The 15,336-nt window shown below is 71.4% G+C and carries 16 protein-coding genes; 1 reads left to right on the plus strand and 15 read right to left on the minus strand.

All coding sequences use genetic code 11. The features are described 5' to 3' along the window. The 9 genes from E1267_RS17770 to E1267_RS17805 all read right to left on the minus strand — a co-directional run. A partial coding sequence (locus E1267_RS17770; protein WP_132333688.1) for a HAMP domain-containing sensor histidine kinase occupies positions 1 to 1,090 on the minus strand: 1,090 nt, incomplete at its 3' end. Next, positions 1,087 to 1,752 (minus strand): response regulator transcription factor, encoded by a 666-nt coding sequence (locus E1267_RS17775; RefSeq protein WP_165959659.1) that lies wholly within the window; start codon positions 1,750 to 1,752, stop codon positions 1,087 to 1,089. The genes E1267_RS17775 and E1267_RS17770, both read right to left, overlap by 4 nt. Before the next feature lie 10 nt (positions 1,753 to 1,762). Further along, positions 1,763 to 2,818, minus strand: coding sequence for a S1C family serine protease (locus E1267_RS17780; RefSeq protein WP_246063985.1), 1,056 nt, complete (start codon positions 2,816 to 2,818; stop codon positions 1,763 to 1,765). Further along, a complete protein-coding gene (locus tag E1267_RS17785) occupies positions 2,797 to 3,738 on the minus strand; it encodes a VWA domain-containing protein (RefSeq protein ID WP_132333690.1) in 942 nt (313 codons plus the stop codon). Before E1267_RS17785 ends, E1267_RS17780 begins: the two co-directional genes overlap by 22 nt. Beyond that, on the minus strand, positions 3,735 to 4,697 hold the full coding sequence (locus tag E1267_RS17790) for a DUF58 domain-containing protein (protein ID WP_132333691.1): 963 nt from the start codon (positions 4,695 to 4,697) through the stop codon (positions 3,735 to 3,737). The genes E1267_RS17785 and E1267_RS17790 overlap by 4 nt, the downstream gene beginning before the upstream one ends. Beyond that, positions 4,694 to 5,704, minus strand: a complete 1,011-nt coding sequence (locus tag E1267_RS17795) for an AAA family ATPase (RefSeq protein ID WP_132333692.1) — start codon at positions 5,702 to 5,704, stop codon at positions 4,694 to 4,696. Before E1267_RS17795 ends, E1267_RS17790 begins: the two co-directional genes overlap by 4 nt. Further along, positions 5,701 to 5,847 (minus strand): hypothetical protein, encoded by a 147-nt coding sequence (locus E1267_RS44380; protein WP_165959660.1) that lies wholly within the window; start codon positions 5,845 to 5,847, stop codon positions 5,701 to 5,703. The genes E1267_RS17795 and E1267_RS44380 overlap by 4 nt, the downstream gene beginning before the upstream one ends. 302 nt (positions 5,848 to 6,149) lie before the next feature. Next, on the minus strand, positions 6,150 to 7,535 hold the full coding sequence (locus E1267_RS17800) for a glycine--tRNA ligase (RefSeq protein ID WP_132333693.1): 1,386 nt from the start codon (positions 7,533 to 7,535) through the stop codon (positions 6,150 to 6,152). Between the two features lie 94 nt (positions 7,536 to 7,629). Then, positions 7,630 to 7,917 carry an antibiotic biosynthesis monooxygenase family protein gene (locus E1267_RS17805; RefSeq protein WP_132333694.1) on the minus strand — a complete coding sequence of 96 codons (288 nt, stop codon included), beginning with the start codon at positions 7,915 to 7,917 and terminating at the stop codon, positions 7,630 to 7,632. 62 nt (positions 7,918 to 7,979) lie between these two features. Between E1267_RS17805 and E1267_RS17810 the strand changes: the two genes are divergently transcribed. Next, positions 7,980 to 8,360 carry a DUF6703 family protein gene (locus tag E1267_RS17810; RefSeq protein ID WP_132333695.1) on the plus strand — a complete coding sequence of 127 codons (381 nt, stop codon included), beginning with the start codon at positions 7,980 to 7,982 and terminating at the stop codon, positions 8,358 to 8,360. 67 nt (positions 8,361 to 8,427) lie between these two features. On the opposite strand, the gene E1267_RS17815 is transcribed toward E1267_RS17810, so the two are convergent. The 6 genes from E1267_RS17815 to sucC are packed head-to-tail and all read right to left on the minus strand — an operon-like array spanning position 8,428 to position 15,310. Continuing rightward, complete coding sequence (locus E1267_RS17815; protein WP_132333696.1) at positions 8,428 to 9,957, minus strand: aldehyde dehydrogenase family protein; 1,530 nt, start codon at positions 9,955 to 9,957, stop codon at positions 8,428 to 8,430. An 11-nt stretch (positions 9,958 to 9,968) separates the two neighbouring features. Continuing rightward, positions 9,969 to 11,690 (minus strand): glyoxylate carboligase, encoded by a 1,722-nt coding sequence (gene gcl / locus E1267_RS17820; protein WP_132333697.1) that lies wholly within the window; start codon positions 11,688 to 11,690, stop codon positions 9,969 to 9,971. After that, on the minus strand, positions 11,687 to 12,547 hold the full coding sequence (locus E1267_RS17825) for an NAD(P)-dependent oxidoreductase (RefSeq protein ID WP_132333698.1): 861 nt from the start codon (positions 12,545 to 12,547) through the stop codon (positions 11,687 to 11,689). Before E1267_RS17825 ends, gcl begins: the two co-directional genes overlap by 4 nt. Next, positions 12,544 to 13,308, minus strand: coding sequence for a hydroxypyruvate isomerase family protein (locus E1267_RS17830; RefSeq protein ID WP_132333699.1), 765 nt, complete (start codon positions 13,306 to 13,308; stop codon positions 12,544 to 12,546). Before E1267_RS17830 ends, E1267_RS17825 begins: the two co-directional genes overlap by 4 nt. Further along, positions 13,305 to 14,180, minus strand: coding sequence for a succinate--CoA ligase subunit alpha (sucD, locus tag E1267_RS17835; protein ID WP_132333700.1), 876 nt, complete (start codon positions 14,178 to 14,180; stop codon positions 13,305 to 13,307). The genes E1267_RS17830 and sucD overlap by 4 nt, the downstream gene beginning before the upstream one ends. After that, complete coding sequence (sucC, locus tag E1267_RS17840; protein ID WP_132333701.1) at positions 14,180 to 15,310, minus strand: ADP-forming succinate--CoA ligase subunit beta; 1,131 nt, start codon at positions 15,308 to 15,310, stop codon at positions 14,180 to 14,182. The genes sucD and sucC overlap by 1 nt, the downstream gene beginning before the upstream one ends. Positions 15,311 to 15,336: the final 26 nt, after the last annotated feature.

Genomic DNA, 15,336 nt, shown 5'->3' on the forward strand with positions numbered 1-15,336 from the left:
CCCCCAGTTGCGAATACACCGCCACCCGCCCCCCGTGCGACTCCACGATCTGGCGGACGATGGCCAGGCCCAGCCCCGTGTGGCGGTCGCGGCGGCTGGCCTCGCCTCGCCAGAAACGGTCGAACACGCGCTGCTGGTCCGCCTCTCCCAGCCCGGGCCCGTCGTCGCGGACCGCCACCCACAACCAGCCGTCCGCCCGACCCGCCGCCACGCGGATCGTGCCGCCCGGCGGCGACAAGCGCACGGCGTTGGAGAGCAGGTTGGCCACGGCGCGGCGCAGCGCGTCGGAGTCGCCGGTCATCTCCAGGCCGGCGCCCAGGTCGCGGGTGATCCGCACGTGGCGGGCCGCGGCCGGGGTGGCGTGCTCCTCGCACGCCTCCGCCGCCACCCTGGCCAGGTCCAGATCGGCGTCGGCGAACGCCGTGCCCTGACGCCTCGCGCTGGCCAGCAGGTCCTCGACGAGCCTGGTCATGCGGGTGGTCGCGCGGTCCACGATGGCCACGGCCCTGGTGCGCTCCTCGTCGCTGGCGTCGGGCGCGGACAGTACGGCGTCCACGTTCGCCCGGATGATCGTCAGCGGGCTGCGCAGCTCGTGCGAGGCGTCGTCGATGAGCTGGCGCTGCGCGCTGAACGCCTCCTCCAGCCGGTCGAGCATGGTGTCGATGGTGTCGGCCAGGTCCTTGAGCTCGTCGCGCGGCCCGTCCAGCTTGATGCGCCGGGTCAGGTCGGTCGCCTGGATCTCCTCCGTGGTGCGGGTGATCGACCTGACCGGACGCAGCACGCGGCCGGCCAGCACCCAGCCGATGCCCAGGCTGGCGAGATAGAGGCCGACGAGCGTGACCAGCGAATAGTCGCGCAGCGTGGCCAGCGTCTTGACGTTGACCGCGTTCTCCACCTCCTGGACGAAGACGACCTCGCGCCTGCCCAGGTACTGGTCTCCCGAGTAGGCCTTGGCGTACTCGGTGGTGTAGGGGCGTTGTTCGGTGGATTTCGAGACGGCGACGTAGATGCCGCCGAGCACGAGCGCGGCCAGCACGAACAGCAGCCCGGAGTAGAGCACCGTGAGCCGGAAGCGGATGGTGTGGATCATGTCGGCTCCTTGAGCCGGTAACCCCGGCTGATCACCGTCTCGATGAGGCCGTCCTCCTGGAGCTTGCGCCGCAGGTTGCCGACCGTGACGCGCACGGTGTTGGTGAACGGGTCGGCGTGCTCGTCCCAGACGTGCTCCAGCAGTTCCTCGCTGGACACCACGTGGCCCGGCCTGGTCATCAGGTAGTGCAGCACTCCGTACTCCTTGGGGGTGAGCGCCAGCGACCTGCCGTCCAGCGACACCTCCAGCCTGGCCGTGTCGATGCGCAGCCCGCCCACCTCCAGCACGGAGGTGCCGCCGACGCTCTCCCTGCGCAGCAGCGCCCGCACCCGGGCCAGCAGCTCGGGGAAGGCGAACGGCTTGACCAGGTAGTCGTCCGCCCCCTCGTCGAGCCCGCGCACGCGGTCGTCGAGCCGGTCGCGGGCGGTCACCATGATGATCCGCACCCCCTGCCCCGCCGCGCGGACGGTGCGGCAGAGCTGGAAGCCGTCGCCACCGGGCAGGTTCAGGTCGAGCAGGACCAGGTCGTACGTGTTGACCTGCAACTTCTCGTTGGCGGACGGCGCGTCGTAGGCCACGTCCACCGCGTAACCGGCGCGGACGAGGCCGACCCGCAACGCATCGACCAGGTCCTCCTCGTCCTCCACCACGAGCAGTCGCATGCTTTCGACCCTAATTTCGCATGAGGCGTTCCGCGATGGGCGCGGCCCGGTCGATGGGGATGGCGAAACCGATGCCGATGTTCCCGCCCCCTCGCCCGGCCGCGATGGCGGTGTTCACCCCCACGACCTCGCCCCGGTCGTTCACCAGCGGCCCACCCGAGTTGCCCGGGTTGATGGACGCGTCCGTCTGCACGGCCGTACGCTGGGCCCCGCCCAGCCGTACCTCCCTGTCCAGGGCGCTGACGATGCCCGCCGTGACCGTGCCGGACAACCCCAGCGGCGAGCCGATGGCCAGCACCCGGTCACCGACGGACAGATCGGACGAGCGGCCGAGGGTGGCGGGCGTCAGCTCACCCGGGCGGTCGGCCACCAGCACGGCCAGGTCCTCGTCGTCGTCCGCGCCGACCACGCGGGCGCTCAGCCTGCGGCCGTCGTTCAGCACCACGGTCGCCATGCCGCTCGCGCCCACCACGTGCGCGTTGGTGAGGATGTGGCCGCTCCCGTCCACCACGAAGCCGGACCCGCCCCGGCTGCCGGCCTCCACGGAGACCACGCTGGGAAGCACCCGCGCCGCCGTCGCGCTCAACCCGGTCAGACCGGACGACGGCGCGGGCGCGACCCGCGGCAGGGCCGCGACGGGGGCCGGCTCGGACACCCCGGAGAGCCGGGCCCCCGCCACTCCCGCCGCCCCGCCGGCGAGCGCCGCGACGAGCGCGGCGACCACCAGCAGGCGTCCTCTGGGCGCCACCGCGCCCTGCCCGTGCCGCGTCCCCGGCGCCGGCGGCTGTCCCTGCACGGGGAGCCCCTGCGTGCCGAGCTGTCCCCGGATGAGCGGCTGTCCCTGGGCGGGCAACCGCCCCTGCGTGGCAAGCCCCTGCGCAAAGGGGCCCTGCGCGGGCCGTGGCTCCAGGATGGGCGGCGGCTGCGCGGGAGGCTGCCGCGGAGGCGGTGGCCCCGGCACGGGTGGCGGCCCCTGGACGAGCTCCTGGGGCCCGCCGAGCGGCACCGTACGGAACTCCGGCCCGCTCGGCCGGCCGAGGCCCTTCACGGCAACCTCGAGAACCACACCATCGACGTCACCGCCGCGATCAGTCCGGACATCAGCCCCGCCGCCACGAACCACTGCCATACCTCCTGCTGCTCGGTGCGGTAGCCGACCGAGGTGCCGATGTCCTCGTACACCGCCTGCAGCTCGCTGCCGCTGGCCGCCTCGTAGAACCCGCCGCCCGCCGACTCGGCCAGCCCGCGCAGGGCGGGGCCGTCCACCGGCACAGGGACCTCCTGGCCGGAGAGGCTGATGGTGCCGTCCGCGGTGCCGTAGGCGATGGTGGTGACCGGGACGCCTCTCGACTGCGCCTCAGCCGCCGCGTCGTTCAGCGTGCGGCCGGTCGTGTTGGAGCCGTCCGACAGCAGCACGATGTGCGCGGGCGGCGCCTCCTCGTCCGAGTCGAGCGCGGCGACGGCCTCCAGCGAGGAGTAGACGGCCTCGCCGATGGCGGTGCCCGAGGCCGTGCTGAGCCGGTCGAGCGCGCTCAGCACCGCCTGCCGGTCCGTGGTCGGCGGCACCGCCACGGAGGCCGACGACGAGAACGACACCAGTCCCAGGTTGAACCTCTCAGGCAGGCCCTCCACGAACTGCCTGGCCGCCTGCCGGGCCACCGAGAACCGGTCGGGGTTGACGTCGGTGGCGCTCATCGACGCCGACACGTCGAACGCCACCATGATCGTGGCTCGTTCCCTCGGCACCTGCACCTCGGCCGTCGGCCTGGCGAAGCCCACGACCGCCAGCGCGAACATGAGCAGCAGCGCCGACGCCGGAACATGCCTGCGCCACCCCGGGCTCCTCGGAGCCACCCGGTCGAGCAGGTCGAGGTTGGTGAAACGGACGGCGTACGCGCTGCGCCGCAGCGACATGAGCACGTAGGCGACGGCGAGCAGCGCCACGGGGATGAGCAGCAGCAACCAGACGGGCGAGATCAGCCTCACGCCACATCACCTCCTGTGCCGGGCGTGCCGCCACCACGGGCGGGCGACATCGGGCTCGGGGCCAGCGCGGCCAGGCGGCGCTGGCGCATGACGTGCTGAACCAGGTCACGCACCCAGTCCCGGTCCGTACGCAGCCGCAGGTGGGCGGCTCCGGCCCGGCGCAGCGCCCGCGCGATGGCGTCGCGCTGCCCGGCCGCCGCCTCCGCGTACCGGCGGCGCAGCCGGGCGCTGCCGGTGGCGACCTCGCGCCGCCGTCCCGTCTCCGGGTCGATCAGCGTGAGGATCCCCACGTCCGGCAGGGTCAGCTCGCGCGGGTCGACCACCTCCACGGCCAGGACCTGGTGTCTGGCGGCGAGCCTGCGCAGCGGCGGCTCCCACGTCTCGGGCGCGTCCAGGTAGTCGGACACGACCACGACCAGGCCGCGCCGCCGTACGACCCGGGCGAGCTGTTCCGCCGCGACGCCGAGCAACGGCTCGGCCACCCCCGGCGGGGTGCGCGGCAGCGCGAACGCCGCCTGCAGCAGCGCCATCAGGTGCGGCCGGCCCGTCCTGGCGGGCAGCGTCCTGACGCCGCCGCCGTGCAGCAGGTGGGTGCCGATGCGGTTGCCGGTCCGCTGGGTGAGGAAGCCGACCGCCGCCAGCGCGGACAGGGCGAGTTCCCGCTTCTCCAGCACCGCGGTCCCGAAGTCCATGCTCGCGGTGACGTCGAGCAGGGCCCACATCTCCAACTCCCGGTCGGCGACCAGCTCCCGCACGTGGGGCTCGTTGGTGCGGGCGGTGACGTTCCAGTCCATCCGCCGCACGTCGTCCCCCGGCTGGTACGGCCGCGACTCCGCGGGCTCGCTCCCGGGACCTGGCACCAGGCCGAGGTGTTCGCCCTGGAGCAGTCCATCCAGCCTCCTGGTGATCGTCAGTTCGAGCCTGCGCAGCGCGGGCTCCGCGATCAGGTACGGCTTCATGCCACCGCGTCCTGCCGCACCGATCCCTGCCGCGCCGATTCCTGTTGGGGCGCGATGAGGGGCAGCGGCACGGTGGCCAGCACCCGGTCCACGATCTGCCGGGGCTCGACCCCGTCGGCCAGCGCGTCGAAGGAGAGCACCAGCCGGTGCGCCATCACGTCGTGCGCCAGGTCGCGTACGTCCTCCGGCAGCACGTAGCCGCGCCCCCTCACGAGCGCCAGCGCCCTGGCGGCCGCCAGCAGGCCGAGCGTGGCCCTGGGGCTGGCCCCGAACGCCAGCAGCCTGCGTACGTCCTGCACCCCGTACCGGTCGGGGTCGCGGGTGGCGTAGACGAGGCGGACGGCGTACTCGGCGATGGCGTGGTGCACGAAGACCTCATCGGCCCGCCGCTGGAGCGCGAGAACCTGCGCCGGGTCGAGGACGGCGGTCGGCTCGGGCGGGTCCACGCTCATGCGGTAGACGATCGCCAGCTCCTCCGATTCGCTGGGATAGCCCACGTCGATCTTCATGAGGAAGCGGTCGCGCTGCGCCTCGGGCAGGTGGTAGACGCCCTCCGACTCGATGGGGTTCTGGGTGGCCAGCACCAGGAACGGCCTCGGCACATCGTGGGTGACGCCGCCGATGCTGACCTGCCGCTCGGCCATGATTTCCAGCAGGGCGGACTGCACCTTGGCGGGCGCCCGGTTGATCTCGTCGGCGAGCAGCAGGTTCACCATGACGGGGCCCAGCTCGATGTCGAACGACTCGGTCGAGGGCCGGTAGATCCGCGTGCCGATGATGTCGGACGGCACCAGGTCGGGCGTGAACTGGATGCGGGCGAACGTCCCTCCGACCACGCTCGCCGTAGTCTCGGCGGCCAGTGTCTTGGCGATGCCCGGCACGCCTTCGAGCAGGCAGTGCCCCTTGGCGATGACCGCGACGAGCAGCCGCTCGACCATGTGGTCCTGGCCGACGATCACCCGCTTGACCTCGAAGAGCGCGCGTTCGAGCAGTGCGGGGTCGATCATGGCTGCACGACCTTGTCGGGGCAGTTGTCCACGACCAGCCGCAGTTCCGACGCGGTCGGCTCAGGTTGGGCGAATGCGGCGCTCCCCGTCATGAGCACCGCGCCCGCGGCGAGCAGCACAAGAGCGAAACGTGATGTACGCATGGTTACCCTCGTCCCTCGTATGGCCGTTTATCGGCTTACGAGGCATGTCATCAGGCAACCGCGAAAACCCGCGTAACCCCCGCCTTTACACGATTTTTCGGTCAGCCAGGCCGTCACGAATGGCCACGGAGCCGGGCAAGAATGCGCGCGTCACGGCGGTGAGGCGGTGAGGCGGTGAGGCGTCTCCCTGGAAGGCCGCAGCACACGGCGGCGGGTGGGGCTCAGACGGCATGCCGTAAAACAACACCGCCCACCCCACCCGAACGCAGACCAGCGGACACGCACCTACCGAAGTACGGCGGTCAGTCGTTCAGGTGCTGGCGCAGGTAGGCGTCGACGCCGTCGATGGAGATGCGCTCCTGGGCCATGGAGTCACGCTCGCGGATGGTCACCGCGTTGTCCTCCAGGGTGTCGAAGTCGACGGTGATGCAGAACGGCGTGCCGATCTCGTCCTGGCGGCGGTAGCGGCGGCCGATGGCGCCGGCGTCGTCGAACTCGACGTTCCACCGGCGGCGCAGCTGCGCGGCCAGGTCGCGTGCCTTCGGCGACAGGTCGGCGTTGCGCGAGAGCGGCAGCACCGCGGCCTTGACCGGGGCGAGCCGGTGGTCGAGCCGCATGACCGTGCGCTTCTCCATGACGCCCTTGGCGTTGGGCGCCTCGTCCTCGCTGTAGGCGTCGATCAGGAAGGTCAGCGTGGCCCGGTCGACGCCGGCGGCCGGCTCGATGACGTAGGGGACGTAGCGCTCCCCGCTGTCCTGCTCGAAGAAGCTGAGGTCGGCGCCGGACGCCTTGGCGTGGGAGGTGAGGTCGAAGTCGGTGCGGTTGGCGATGCCTTCGAGCTCACCCCACTCGGAGCCGACGAAGTTGAAGCGGTATTCGACGTCGACGGTGCGCTTGGCGTAGTGGGACAACTTTTCCTGCGGGTGCTCGTAGAGACGCAGGTTGTCCTTGTTGATGCCGAGGTCGGAATACCACCGGAAGCGCTCGTCGATCCAGTATTGGTGCCATTCCTCGTCGGTGCCGGGCTTGACGAAGAACTCCATCTCCATCTGCTCGAACTCGCGGGTGCGGAAGATGAAGTTGCCCGGCGTGATCTCGTTGCGGAAGGACTTGCCGACCTGGCCGATGCCGAACGGGATCTTCTTGCGCGCCGACTGCTGAACGTTGAGGTAGTTGATGAAGATGCCCTGCGCGGTCTCGGGGCGCAGCCAGGCCAGGCCCGACTCGTCCTCGACCGGGCCGAGGTAGGTCTTGAGCAGGCCGCTGAACTGCCGGGGCTCGGTGAAGGTGCCCTTGTTGCCGCAGTTGGGGCAGGTGATGTCGGCCAGGCCGCCCTCGGGTGTCTTGCCGTTCTTCTCTTCGTAGGCCTCGATCAGGTGGTCGGCCCTGAAACGCTTGTGGCAGGACAGGCACTCGGTCAGCGGGTCGGTGAAGGTGTCGACGTGGCCGCTGGCCCGCCACACCTCGGGCGCCAGGATGACGCAGGAGTCGAGGCCCACCACGTCGTCGCGCGACTGCACCATCGACAGCCACCACTGCCGCTTGACGTTGTTCTTCAGCTCGACGCCCAGTGGACCGTAGTCCCACGACGCGCGCAGTCCGCCGTAGATCTCGCTCGACGGGTAGACGAGCCCGCGGCGCTTGGCGAGGCTGACGATGGTGTCCAGGACGTCGGTGCGTCGTGCCATGTTGGTTGGTTCTCTTTCCGGCTGGAGGTCGGCGAGTGAAATCGGTGAGATCCCAGCTTAGGGGACGCTCGAACGCCTTCGCGCGCGAGTATTGTTACGCGCCGTCCCGAACGTGAACGTCCTCATATGCGCTGGGTTCGTTGACCATGAGGATCATCAGCGGATACATCGTCATCCGCGCGGCGGAGAGCGCTCTGCGGTAGAAGCCGGCGCCCTCCCACTCGCTGACCAGCGCCCACAGGTTGGGCTCGTCGACCGAGCGGGCCAACCGGCCGCGCCGGTAGCCCGGCTGGGTGGCGAGCAGGTCGAGGATGGCGTGGCCCTGTTTGACGAAGTCCTGCGACTGGGACTCTGGAACGGAGTATCGGATCACGGCGAGCACGCGACCAGCCTAGAGGCCCGTCCAGAAGCGCCGCGCCCGCGCGACACGCGTAGGCTCTTCCCGTGACCCCTGACAGTAAGCGCGGCGACAAGCGCACAGGCAGGCAGGGCGGCAAGCGTGCGGTCCCGCAGGGTGAGCAGTTCTTCACGCCGGGCGCGACCGGCCTGCGCAAGGCCGTCGAGCAGCGCAGCGCCGTGCCGATGACGTTCCTGTTCACGCAGGTGCCCCGGTGGGTGGCGCCGGCCGTGATGGTGATCCTGCTGCTGGCGGGGTTCGCCGTGACCAATCCGCTGGGTGGTGTGGCCGTCCTGCCGGTGATCGCGTTCATCGGGTGGCTGGCCTATCTGTCCTGGCCGTCGCTGACCGTCGGCGGGAAGCTGTTGCGGGTCGCCATGCTGACCTTTCTCGTCCTGCTCGCGGCGACCCGCTTCGGCGCCTTCTAGAGGGTTCGCCTCAGGGCACCTTGTCCGGTTCCTGGTGGTCTGGCGGGATCCGTTCTGGGAGAGCGCCTCAGGGCAGGAGCGTGTAGTGCGGGAAGTTGCCCGGCAGGCGTTCGCCGTCGGGGCCGCTCGTCGCGGCGCGCACCAGCAGCTCGCCGCCGACGAACGCGCCGCGCCACGACGCGCCGAGCCCGCCGAACAGCTCCTCGCGGTCGCCGCGCGAGCGGGGTTTGTTGTGGCCCACCTTGAACGCGCGCACCTGGGGTGCGAGGCGGTGGAAGGTCTCCTCCTCGTCGCAGGAGAGGGTGGCGACGAGGGCGCCGTTGCTGGCGTTCATGGCGGCCAGCAGCTCGGCCTCCGTGTCCACCAGGACGATCGTGTCGACGGGGCCGAACGGCTCGGCGTGGTGCAGGGGTGAGGACGGGGGCGGGTTGAGGATCGCGGTCGGAGCGAAGTACGCCGAAATATCCTGCCCCGGGAGGAAATGTCCAGACTCGATGGCCGCACGGTGGACCGGCACGCCGCCCCGCGCCACGGCCTCGTCCACCTGGTCGGCCAGCTCCTTGGCCTTCGAGGCGTTGATCAGAGGGCCGAAGGCGAGCTCCGGCAGCGGGTCGTCCGGCTCGGCCACCGCGAGCGGATGACCGAAGCGCAGCGACCCCACGGCCGACAGGTACGCCCCCAGGAACTCGTGGAACGCCGACCGCTGCACCACGAACCGCGGATAGGCGGTGCACCGCTGCTTGGCGTAGTCGAACGACGCCCGGATCTGCGTCGTGAGCAGGTCCCAGTCGCCGTACTCCCACACCCCCCAGCAGTTCAGCCCTTCCTGCTCCAGCACGTGCCGGCGCCCGAGGTCGGCCAGCGAGGTCGCCACCTTGGCCCCCGCGTCCCTGCCGCCCACGAACGACACGCAGCCCAGCGCGCGCCCGGCCACCAGCACCGGCGACAGCTCGGCCCCTCCCCCGCTGACCAGCGTGAACGGCAGCCCTTCCCGCACGGCCAGCGCGCAGGCCAGCGTGAGGCAGCACAATCCGCCGTCCGTGGGCGTCTTGGCGATCACCGCGTTGCCGGCCAGCGCCTGCACGAGCATGGCGTGCATGAGCACGCTCATCGGATAGTTCCAGCTCGCGATGTTGCTGACCGGGCCGGGCAGCGGCGTGCGTCCCGCGACCATGCGGTCGATTTCGTCGAGGTACCAGCGCACGCCGTCCAGGCAGCGGTCCACGTCGGCACACGCCGTCTTCCACGGCTTGCCGATCTCCCAGACCAGCAGCAGGGCGAGCAGGTCGCGGTGCGCGGCCATGGACTCGACGGCCGCCGCGACCATCGCCTTGCGCTCGGCCATCGGCAGGTAGCGCCACCGGTTGTGCTCCTCCACCGCGCCCGCCACCGCCCGCGCGGCCCCGGCGCGGTCGAGCCGCGGCAGGCCGGCGATGGCGGTGCCGTCGAGCGGCGAGAACCCCGGCACGGGACGACCGTCGCGGCGCCACATGCCGCCCCAGTGGTTCAGCACGCGGTCGTCGTGGAAGGCCTCAGGGGCCGCCGCGTGGCATCGGTCATAGGCGTCCTGCCAGGCCGTACCCGGTTTGAGCTGCATGAGAGCTCCTCTCAGTCGGACCAGTCGGCGGTGATGAGCTCGGGCAGCGGCTCGAACTCCTTGATCTCGTCGAGCGAGGGGCCCATGGCGGCGTTGGCCTCGCGTTCGACCATCACCTCCACCAGCACCGGCACCCGCTCCCGCGCCGACGCGGCCGACGCCCACGCCAGCGCGTCCGGCAGGTCACCCGGCAGCTCCACGCGACGCGCCGGGCAGCCGAACGCCTCCATGGCCTTGACATGGTCGATGCCGCCCTCCCCGTAGTGCAGGTCCACGGCGAAGTTCATGCCGTACGGGATCTCGGCCTGCCGTATGAGGCCCAGATACTCGTTGTTGATCATCACGATGACGAACGGGATGCGGTACTGGGCGGCCACCGCGACCTCCTCCATCAGGAACTGGAAGGAGTAGTCGCCCACCACGGCCACCACCTGCCGCTCGGGATGTGCGCACTTGACGCCCATGGCCGCGGGCACCTCCCAGCCCAGCGGCCCCGCCTGCCCGCAGACCAGGTAGCGGCGCGGCAGGTAGGTCGTCTGGAACTGCCCCGACCAGATCTGGTAGAGCCCGATGGCGGTAACGAACGTGGTGTCCCTGCCGAAATACGCGTTGATCTCCTTGAACACCCTGGGCGGCTTGATCGGCACGTCGTCGAAGTCGTCGCGGCGGGCCATCGTACGGCGCAGGTCGGCGACCTTGCGCACCCATTTGCCGGGCTCCTTCGGCCCGCCGCGCCCGCGCGCCTCGGCCAGCAGGTCGGCGAGCACCGGTTTGGCGTGGCCGACGATCCCCAGGTCGGGTTCGAGGACCCGGCCGAGCTGCATGGGCTCGATGTCCACGTGCACGAATTTGCGCCCGCGACGGTAGACGTCGAGGTCGCCGGTGTGCCGGTCGCCGAAGCGGGCGCCGACGGCGAGCACCAGGTCGCTTTCCAGGAACGCGGCGTTGCCCCATCGAGTCTGCGTCTGGATGCCGGGCATTCCGGCGAACAGCGGGTGGTCCTCGGGGAAGGCGCCCTTGCCCATGAGCGTCACGTGCACCGGCACCTGGAGGTGCTCGGCCAGCGCGCGCAGCTCGTCGCAGGCGTCGGCGATGATCACGCCGCCGCCGGCCAGGATGACGGGTCGCTTGGCCGCCGTCAGCAGGTCCATGGCCCTGCGCACGGCTCCGGGCAGCGGGCGTGGGGTCTCGACGGGCAGCGGCGCGTCCACGTCGCGGTCGTACAGGCAGGTGCCGCGCTGGACGTCGATCGGCAGGTCGATGAGCACCGGCCCCGGCCGGCCCGACCGCGCGACCCTGAACGCCTCGCGGAACACCCACGGCGCCTGGGCGGGCTCCTTGAGCTGCACCGCCCACTTGGTCACGGGCCGGGCGATCTCCACGATGTCGACCGCCTGGAAAGCCTCCTGGTGCAGTTTCGAGGTGGCCGCCTGGCCGGTGACGCAGATCATCGGGATCGAGTCGGCCATCGCCGTGTAGAGACCCGTGATCATGTTGGTGCCCGCGGGGCCTGACGTGCCGATGCAGACGCCCACGTTCCCCGTCACCCTGGCCCAGCCGTCGGCCGCGTGGGTGCCGCCCTCTTCGTGGCGTACCGTGATGTGCCGGATCGAGCTGTTCTGGAGTGCCGCGTAGAGCGGCAGGATGGCCGCGCCCGGGATGCCGAAGACGGTGTCCACGCCCTCCGACTCCAGCACCGCGACCACGGCCTCCATGCAGGGAATGCGAGTCATCCATTCAGCCTTTCGATCACTTTGAGCAGGGCGGAGTGGTCGAGCGAGCCGTGGCCCTGCGCCCTGGCCGCCGCCATGAGCTGGGCGATCTGACCGGTGAGCGGCAGGCTCACCCCGGCCTCGCGGGCTGCGGCGACGGCGATGCCCATGTCCTTGTGGTGCAGGTCGATGCGGAACCCCGGGGCGAACTCGCGTCTGACCATGGTGTGCCGTTTGAGATCGAGGATCCTGGAGCCCGCCAGGCCGGCCGCGAGCACGTCCAGGCCGGCGACCGGGTCCACGCCCGAGGCCTCCAGCAGCACGATGGCCTCCGACACGAGCCCGTACACGCCGCCGACGACGAGCTGGTTGGCCGCCTTGACGGTCTGGCCGGCGCCCGCGGGGCCGACGTGCACCACGGTCGTGCCGAGGCTGCCCAGCACCGGCCTGGCCGCCTCGACGTCCTCGGTGGCGCCACCCACCATGATCGACAGGGTGCCGTCGATCGCGCCGCGCTCGCCGCCGCTGACGGGGGCGTCCAGCGCCCGCACCCCGGCGGCCGCCGCCCGGCGGGCCACCTCGCGGGAGGTCTCCGGCCTGATGGTGCTCATGTCGACGTAGAGCAGGTTCGGCCTGCCGTACTCGACGACCAGCGGCGCGACCTCCTCCACCTGCGGCGAGTCGGGCAGCATGGTGATCACGACGTCCGCGCCGGCGACCGCGTCGACCACGCTCGCCGCGCCCTTGCCGCCCAGCCCGGCGAGCCGCTCGACCCGCTCGGCGCCGAGGTCGTACCCGGTCACGGTGTGCCCGGCCTTGACGAGGTTGGCGGCCATGGGGCTGCCCATGATCCCCAGGCCGACGAAGCCGATGTTCATGTGCGCCTCCAGTCGAATGCGCCCGGCCCCTCGTGCCGGTACTCCAGGCCGACGTGGCCGCGGTAGCCCGCGGCCGTCAGCCGCGCGAAGATCTCCTGGTACGGCATGCGCCCGCTGCCCGGCCGTCCCCTGCCGGGGTCGTCGGCGATCTGTACGTGGCCGAAACGTCCCGCGTGCCCGTCGATGAGCGCGAGCACGTCCTCGCCCATCCGGTGCAGGTGGTAGAGGTCGGCCAGGAAGGCCACGTTGTCCCTGCCGGCCTCGTCGATCAGGTCGAACGCCGCCCGCGACGACGTGATCGGGTATTTCGGGTTCTCGTGGGAGTTGAGCGCTTCGACGACCACGGTCGCGCCGATCCCCGCCGCCGCGTCCGCCGCCCTGCGCAGGTTCGCCACGGCCAGGTCCCTGTCGGTGCCCGGGCCGTTGCCGTACAACGCGTTGAGCACCCCGCAGCCCAGCTCGCCCGCCAGCCGGACCGCGACGTCGATGTTGGCCTGGAACCTGGCCGAGTCGCCCGGCCTGGCCAGCAGCCCGCGATCGCCGGCCGCCATGTCACCGGCGTCGAAGTTGAGCCCGGTGAGACGCACTCCGGCGTCCTCTACGGCCTTGCGCAGCGCCGCGAGCTCGGCATCGCCGGGTTCGGGGCCGTCGAACGGCCACCACAGCTCCACGGCGTCGAACCCCGCCTTGGCCGCCGCGGCCGGACGTTCGAGCAACGGCAGGTCGGTCAGGAGAATGGACAGATTGACGGCGAACTTCACGACGACACCCCGGCGCGGAGGAGACGGGCCGTTTCGGAGGGGGTGCGGCCGACGCGGACGCCGACGGCCTCCAGAGCCTCCTTCTTGGCCTGGGCGGTGCCGGACGAGCCGGACACGATCGCGCCCGCGTGCCCCATGGTCCTGCCCTCCGGCGCGGTGAAGCCGGCGACGTAGGCGATGACGGGCTTGGTGACGTTCGCCGCGATGTAGGCGGCGGCCCGTTCCTCGGCGTCGCCGCCGATCTCGCCGATCATGACGATCGCGTCGGTGCCGGGGTCGTCTTGGAACGCCTTGAGGCAGTCGATGTGGGTGGTGCCGACGACCGGGTCGCCGCCGATGCCGACGGCGGTGGAGAAGCCGAGGTCGCGCAGCTCGTACATCAGCTGGTACGTCAGCGTGCCCGACTTCGAGACCAGCCCGATGCGCCCGGCGGAGGTGATGTCGGCGGGGATGATGCCGGCCGACGACTGGCCGGGGCTGATCAGGCCGGGGCAGTTGGGCCCGATGATCCTGGTGCGGCCGCTCGCCAGGGCGCGGAAACGTACGGCGTCATGCACGGGGACGCCCTCGGTGATGACCACGCACAGCGGGATGCCCGCCTCGACGGCCTCCTCCACGGCGGAGCCGGTGAAGCGGGGCGGCACGAACACCACGGAGACGTCCGCCCCCGTCTCGGCCATCGCCTCGGCCACGGAGCCGAAGACCGGCACCGCGCGTTCGCCGAAGTCCAGCGAGCGCCCGCCCTTTCCGGGGGTCACCCCGGCCACGATGTCGGTGCCCGCGGCGAGCATGCGGGCCGTGTGCCTGCTGCCTTCCGCGCCTGTCATGCCCTGCACGAGCACCCGGCTGTCCTTGGTCAGGAAGATCGCCATCACGCACCTGCCGCGAGTCTGGCCGCCGTCTCGGCGGCGCCGTCCATGGTGGAGACCTGGCGGACGGCCGGGTGCCTGGCGTCGCTGAGGATGCGCCGGCCCACCTCGGCGTTGTTGCCGTCCAGCCGTACGACGATGGGCCTGCCGTGGCCGCGTTCGCCGAGGAGTTCGAGTGCGGTGACGATGCCGCTGGCCACCGCGTCGCAGGCCGTGATGCCGCCGAAGACGTTGACCAGCACCGAGCGCACGTCGGGGTCGGCCAGGATGATCTCCAGCCCGTCGGCCATGACCTTGGCGGACGCGCCGCCGCCGATGTCGAGGAAGTTGGCGGGGGCGGCCCCCGCCCCCGCGACCACGTCGAGCGTGCTCATGACGAGGCCGGCCCCGTTGCCGATCACGCCGACGCGTCCGTCCAGTTTGACGTAGTTGAGTCCTTTGGCCCGGGCGCGGGCCTCCAGGCCGTCCGCCTGTTCCTCCGGCTCCCGTGAGTGCCGGAACGCGGCGTTGTCGTCCAGGGTCACCTTGCCGTCGAGCGCCACGATGCGCTGGTCGGTGGTGCAGATCAGCGGGTTCACCTCGACCAGCAGGGCGTCCTCCGCGACCAGCACCCGCCACAGCTGCTCCAGCACCCCGGCCGCCTGCTCGGGCAGGCCCGCCTTGGCGGCGAGAGCCCGCGCGGTCTCCGCGTCCACCCCGGACACCGGGTCGACGGGCAGCTTCACCAGAGCGTCGGGGTCGGTGGCGGCGAGCTCCTCGATCTCCATGCCTCCCTGGCTCGACACCATGGCCAGGAACCCGCCCTCGGCCCGGTCGACCAGGAAGGCCGCGTAGTACTCCTCGAACGGCACGGTCGCGGTCTCGACCAGCACGGCGCGCGCGACGTGCCCCTTGATGTCCATGCCGAGGACGCGGTCGGCCTCCACCTCCGCGGTGACCGGCCCCGCCGCGCTCCTGATGCCACCCGCCTTGCCGCGCCCACCGGTCTTCACCTGGGCCTTGATGACAACGGGCGCGTTCAGCTCGGCCGCGATCGCGCCGGCTTGCGCGGGGGTGGTGGCGACCCTGCCGGCGGGGACCGGGATCCCGTGACGCCCGAAGAGCTCCTTCGCCTGGAATTCGTACAGGTCCATTCGAGCCTCCTTTGTAGACGGTATAC

The organism is Nonomuraea longispora (genome assembly GCF_004348345.1).
GTDB classification, from domain to species: Bacteria; Actinomycetota; Actinomycetes; order Streptosporangiales; family Streptosporangiaceae; genus Nonomuraea; species Nonomuraea longispora.

Coding starts and splice junctions, on each gene's coding strand:
- E1267_RS17795 (WP_132333692.1), bottom strand. CDS start 5,704: ATGATCGACCCCGCACTGCTCGAACGCGCGCTCTTCGAGGTCAAGCGG.
- gcl (WP_132333697.1), bottom strand. CDS start 11,690: ATGACTCGCATTCCCTGCATGGAGGCCGTGGTCGCGGTGCTGGAGTCG.
- E1267_RS17825 (WP_132333698.1), bottom strand. CDS start 12,547: ATGAACATCGGCTTCGTCGGCCTGGGGATCATGGGCAGCCCCATGGCC.
- E1267_RS17800 (WP_132333693.1), bottom strand. CDS start 7,535: ATGGCACGACGCACCGACGTCCTGGACACCATCGTCAGCCTCGCCAAG.
- E1267_RS17775 (WP_165959659.1), bottom strand. CDS start 1,752: ATGCGACTGCTCGTGGTGGAGGACGAGGAGGACCTGGTCGATGCGTTG.
- E1267_RS44380 (WP_165959660.1), bottom strand. CDS start 5,847: ATGCGTACATCACGTTTCGCTCTTGTGCTGCTCGCCGCGGGCGCGGTG.
- sucC (WP_132333701.1), bottom strand. CDS start 15,310: ATGGACCTGTACGAATTCCAGGCGAAGGAGCTCTTCGGGCGTCACGGG.
- E1267_RS17790 (WP_132333691.1), bottom strand. CDS start 4,697: ATGAAGCCGTACCTGATCGCGGAGCCCGCGCTGCGCAGGCTCGAACTG.
- sucD (WP_132333700.1), bottom strand. CDS start 14,180: ATGGCGATCTTCCTGACCAAGGACAGCCGGGTGCTCGTGCAGGGCATG.
- E1267_RS17815 (WP_132333696.1), bottom strand. CDS start 9,957: ATGCAGCTCAAACCGGGTACGGCCTGGCAGGACGCCTATGACCGATGC.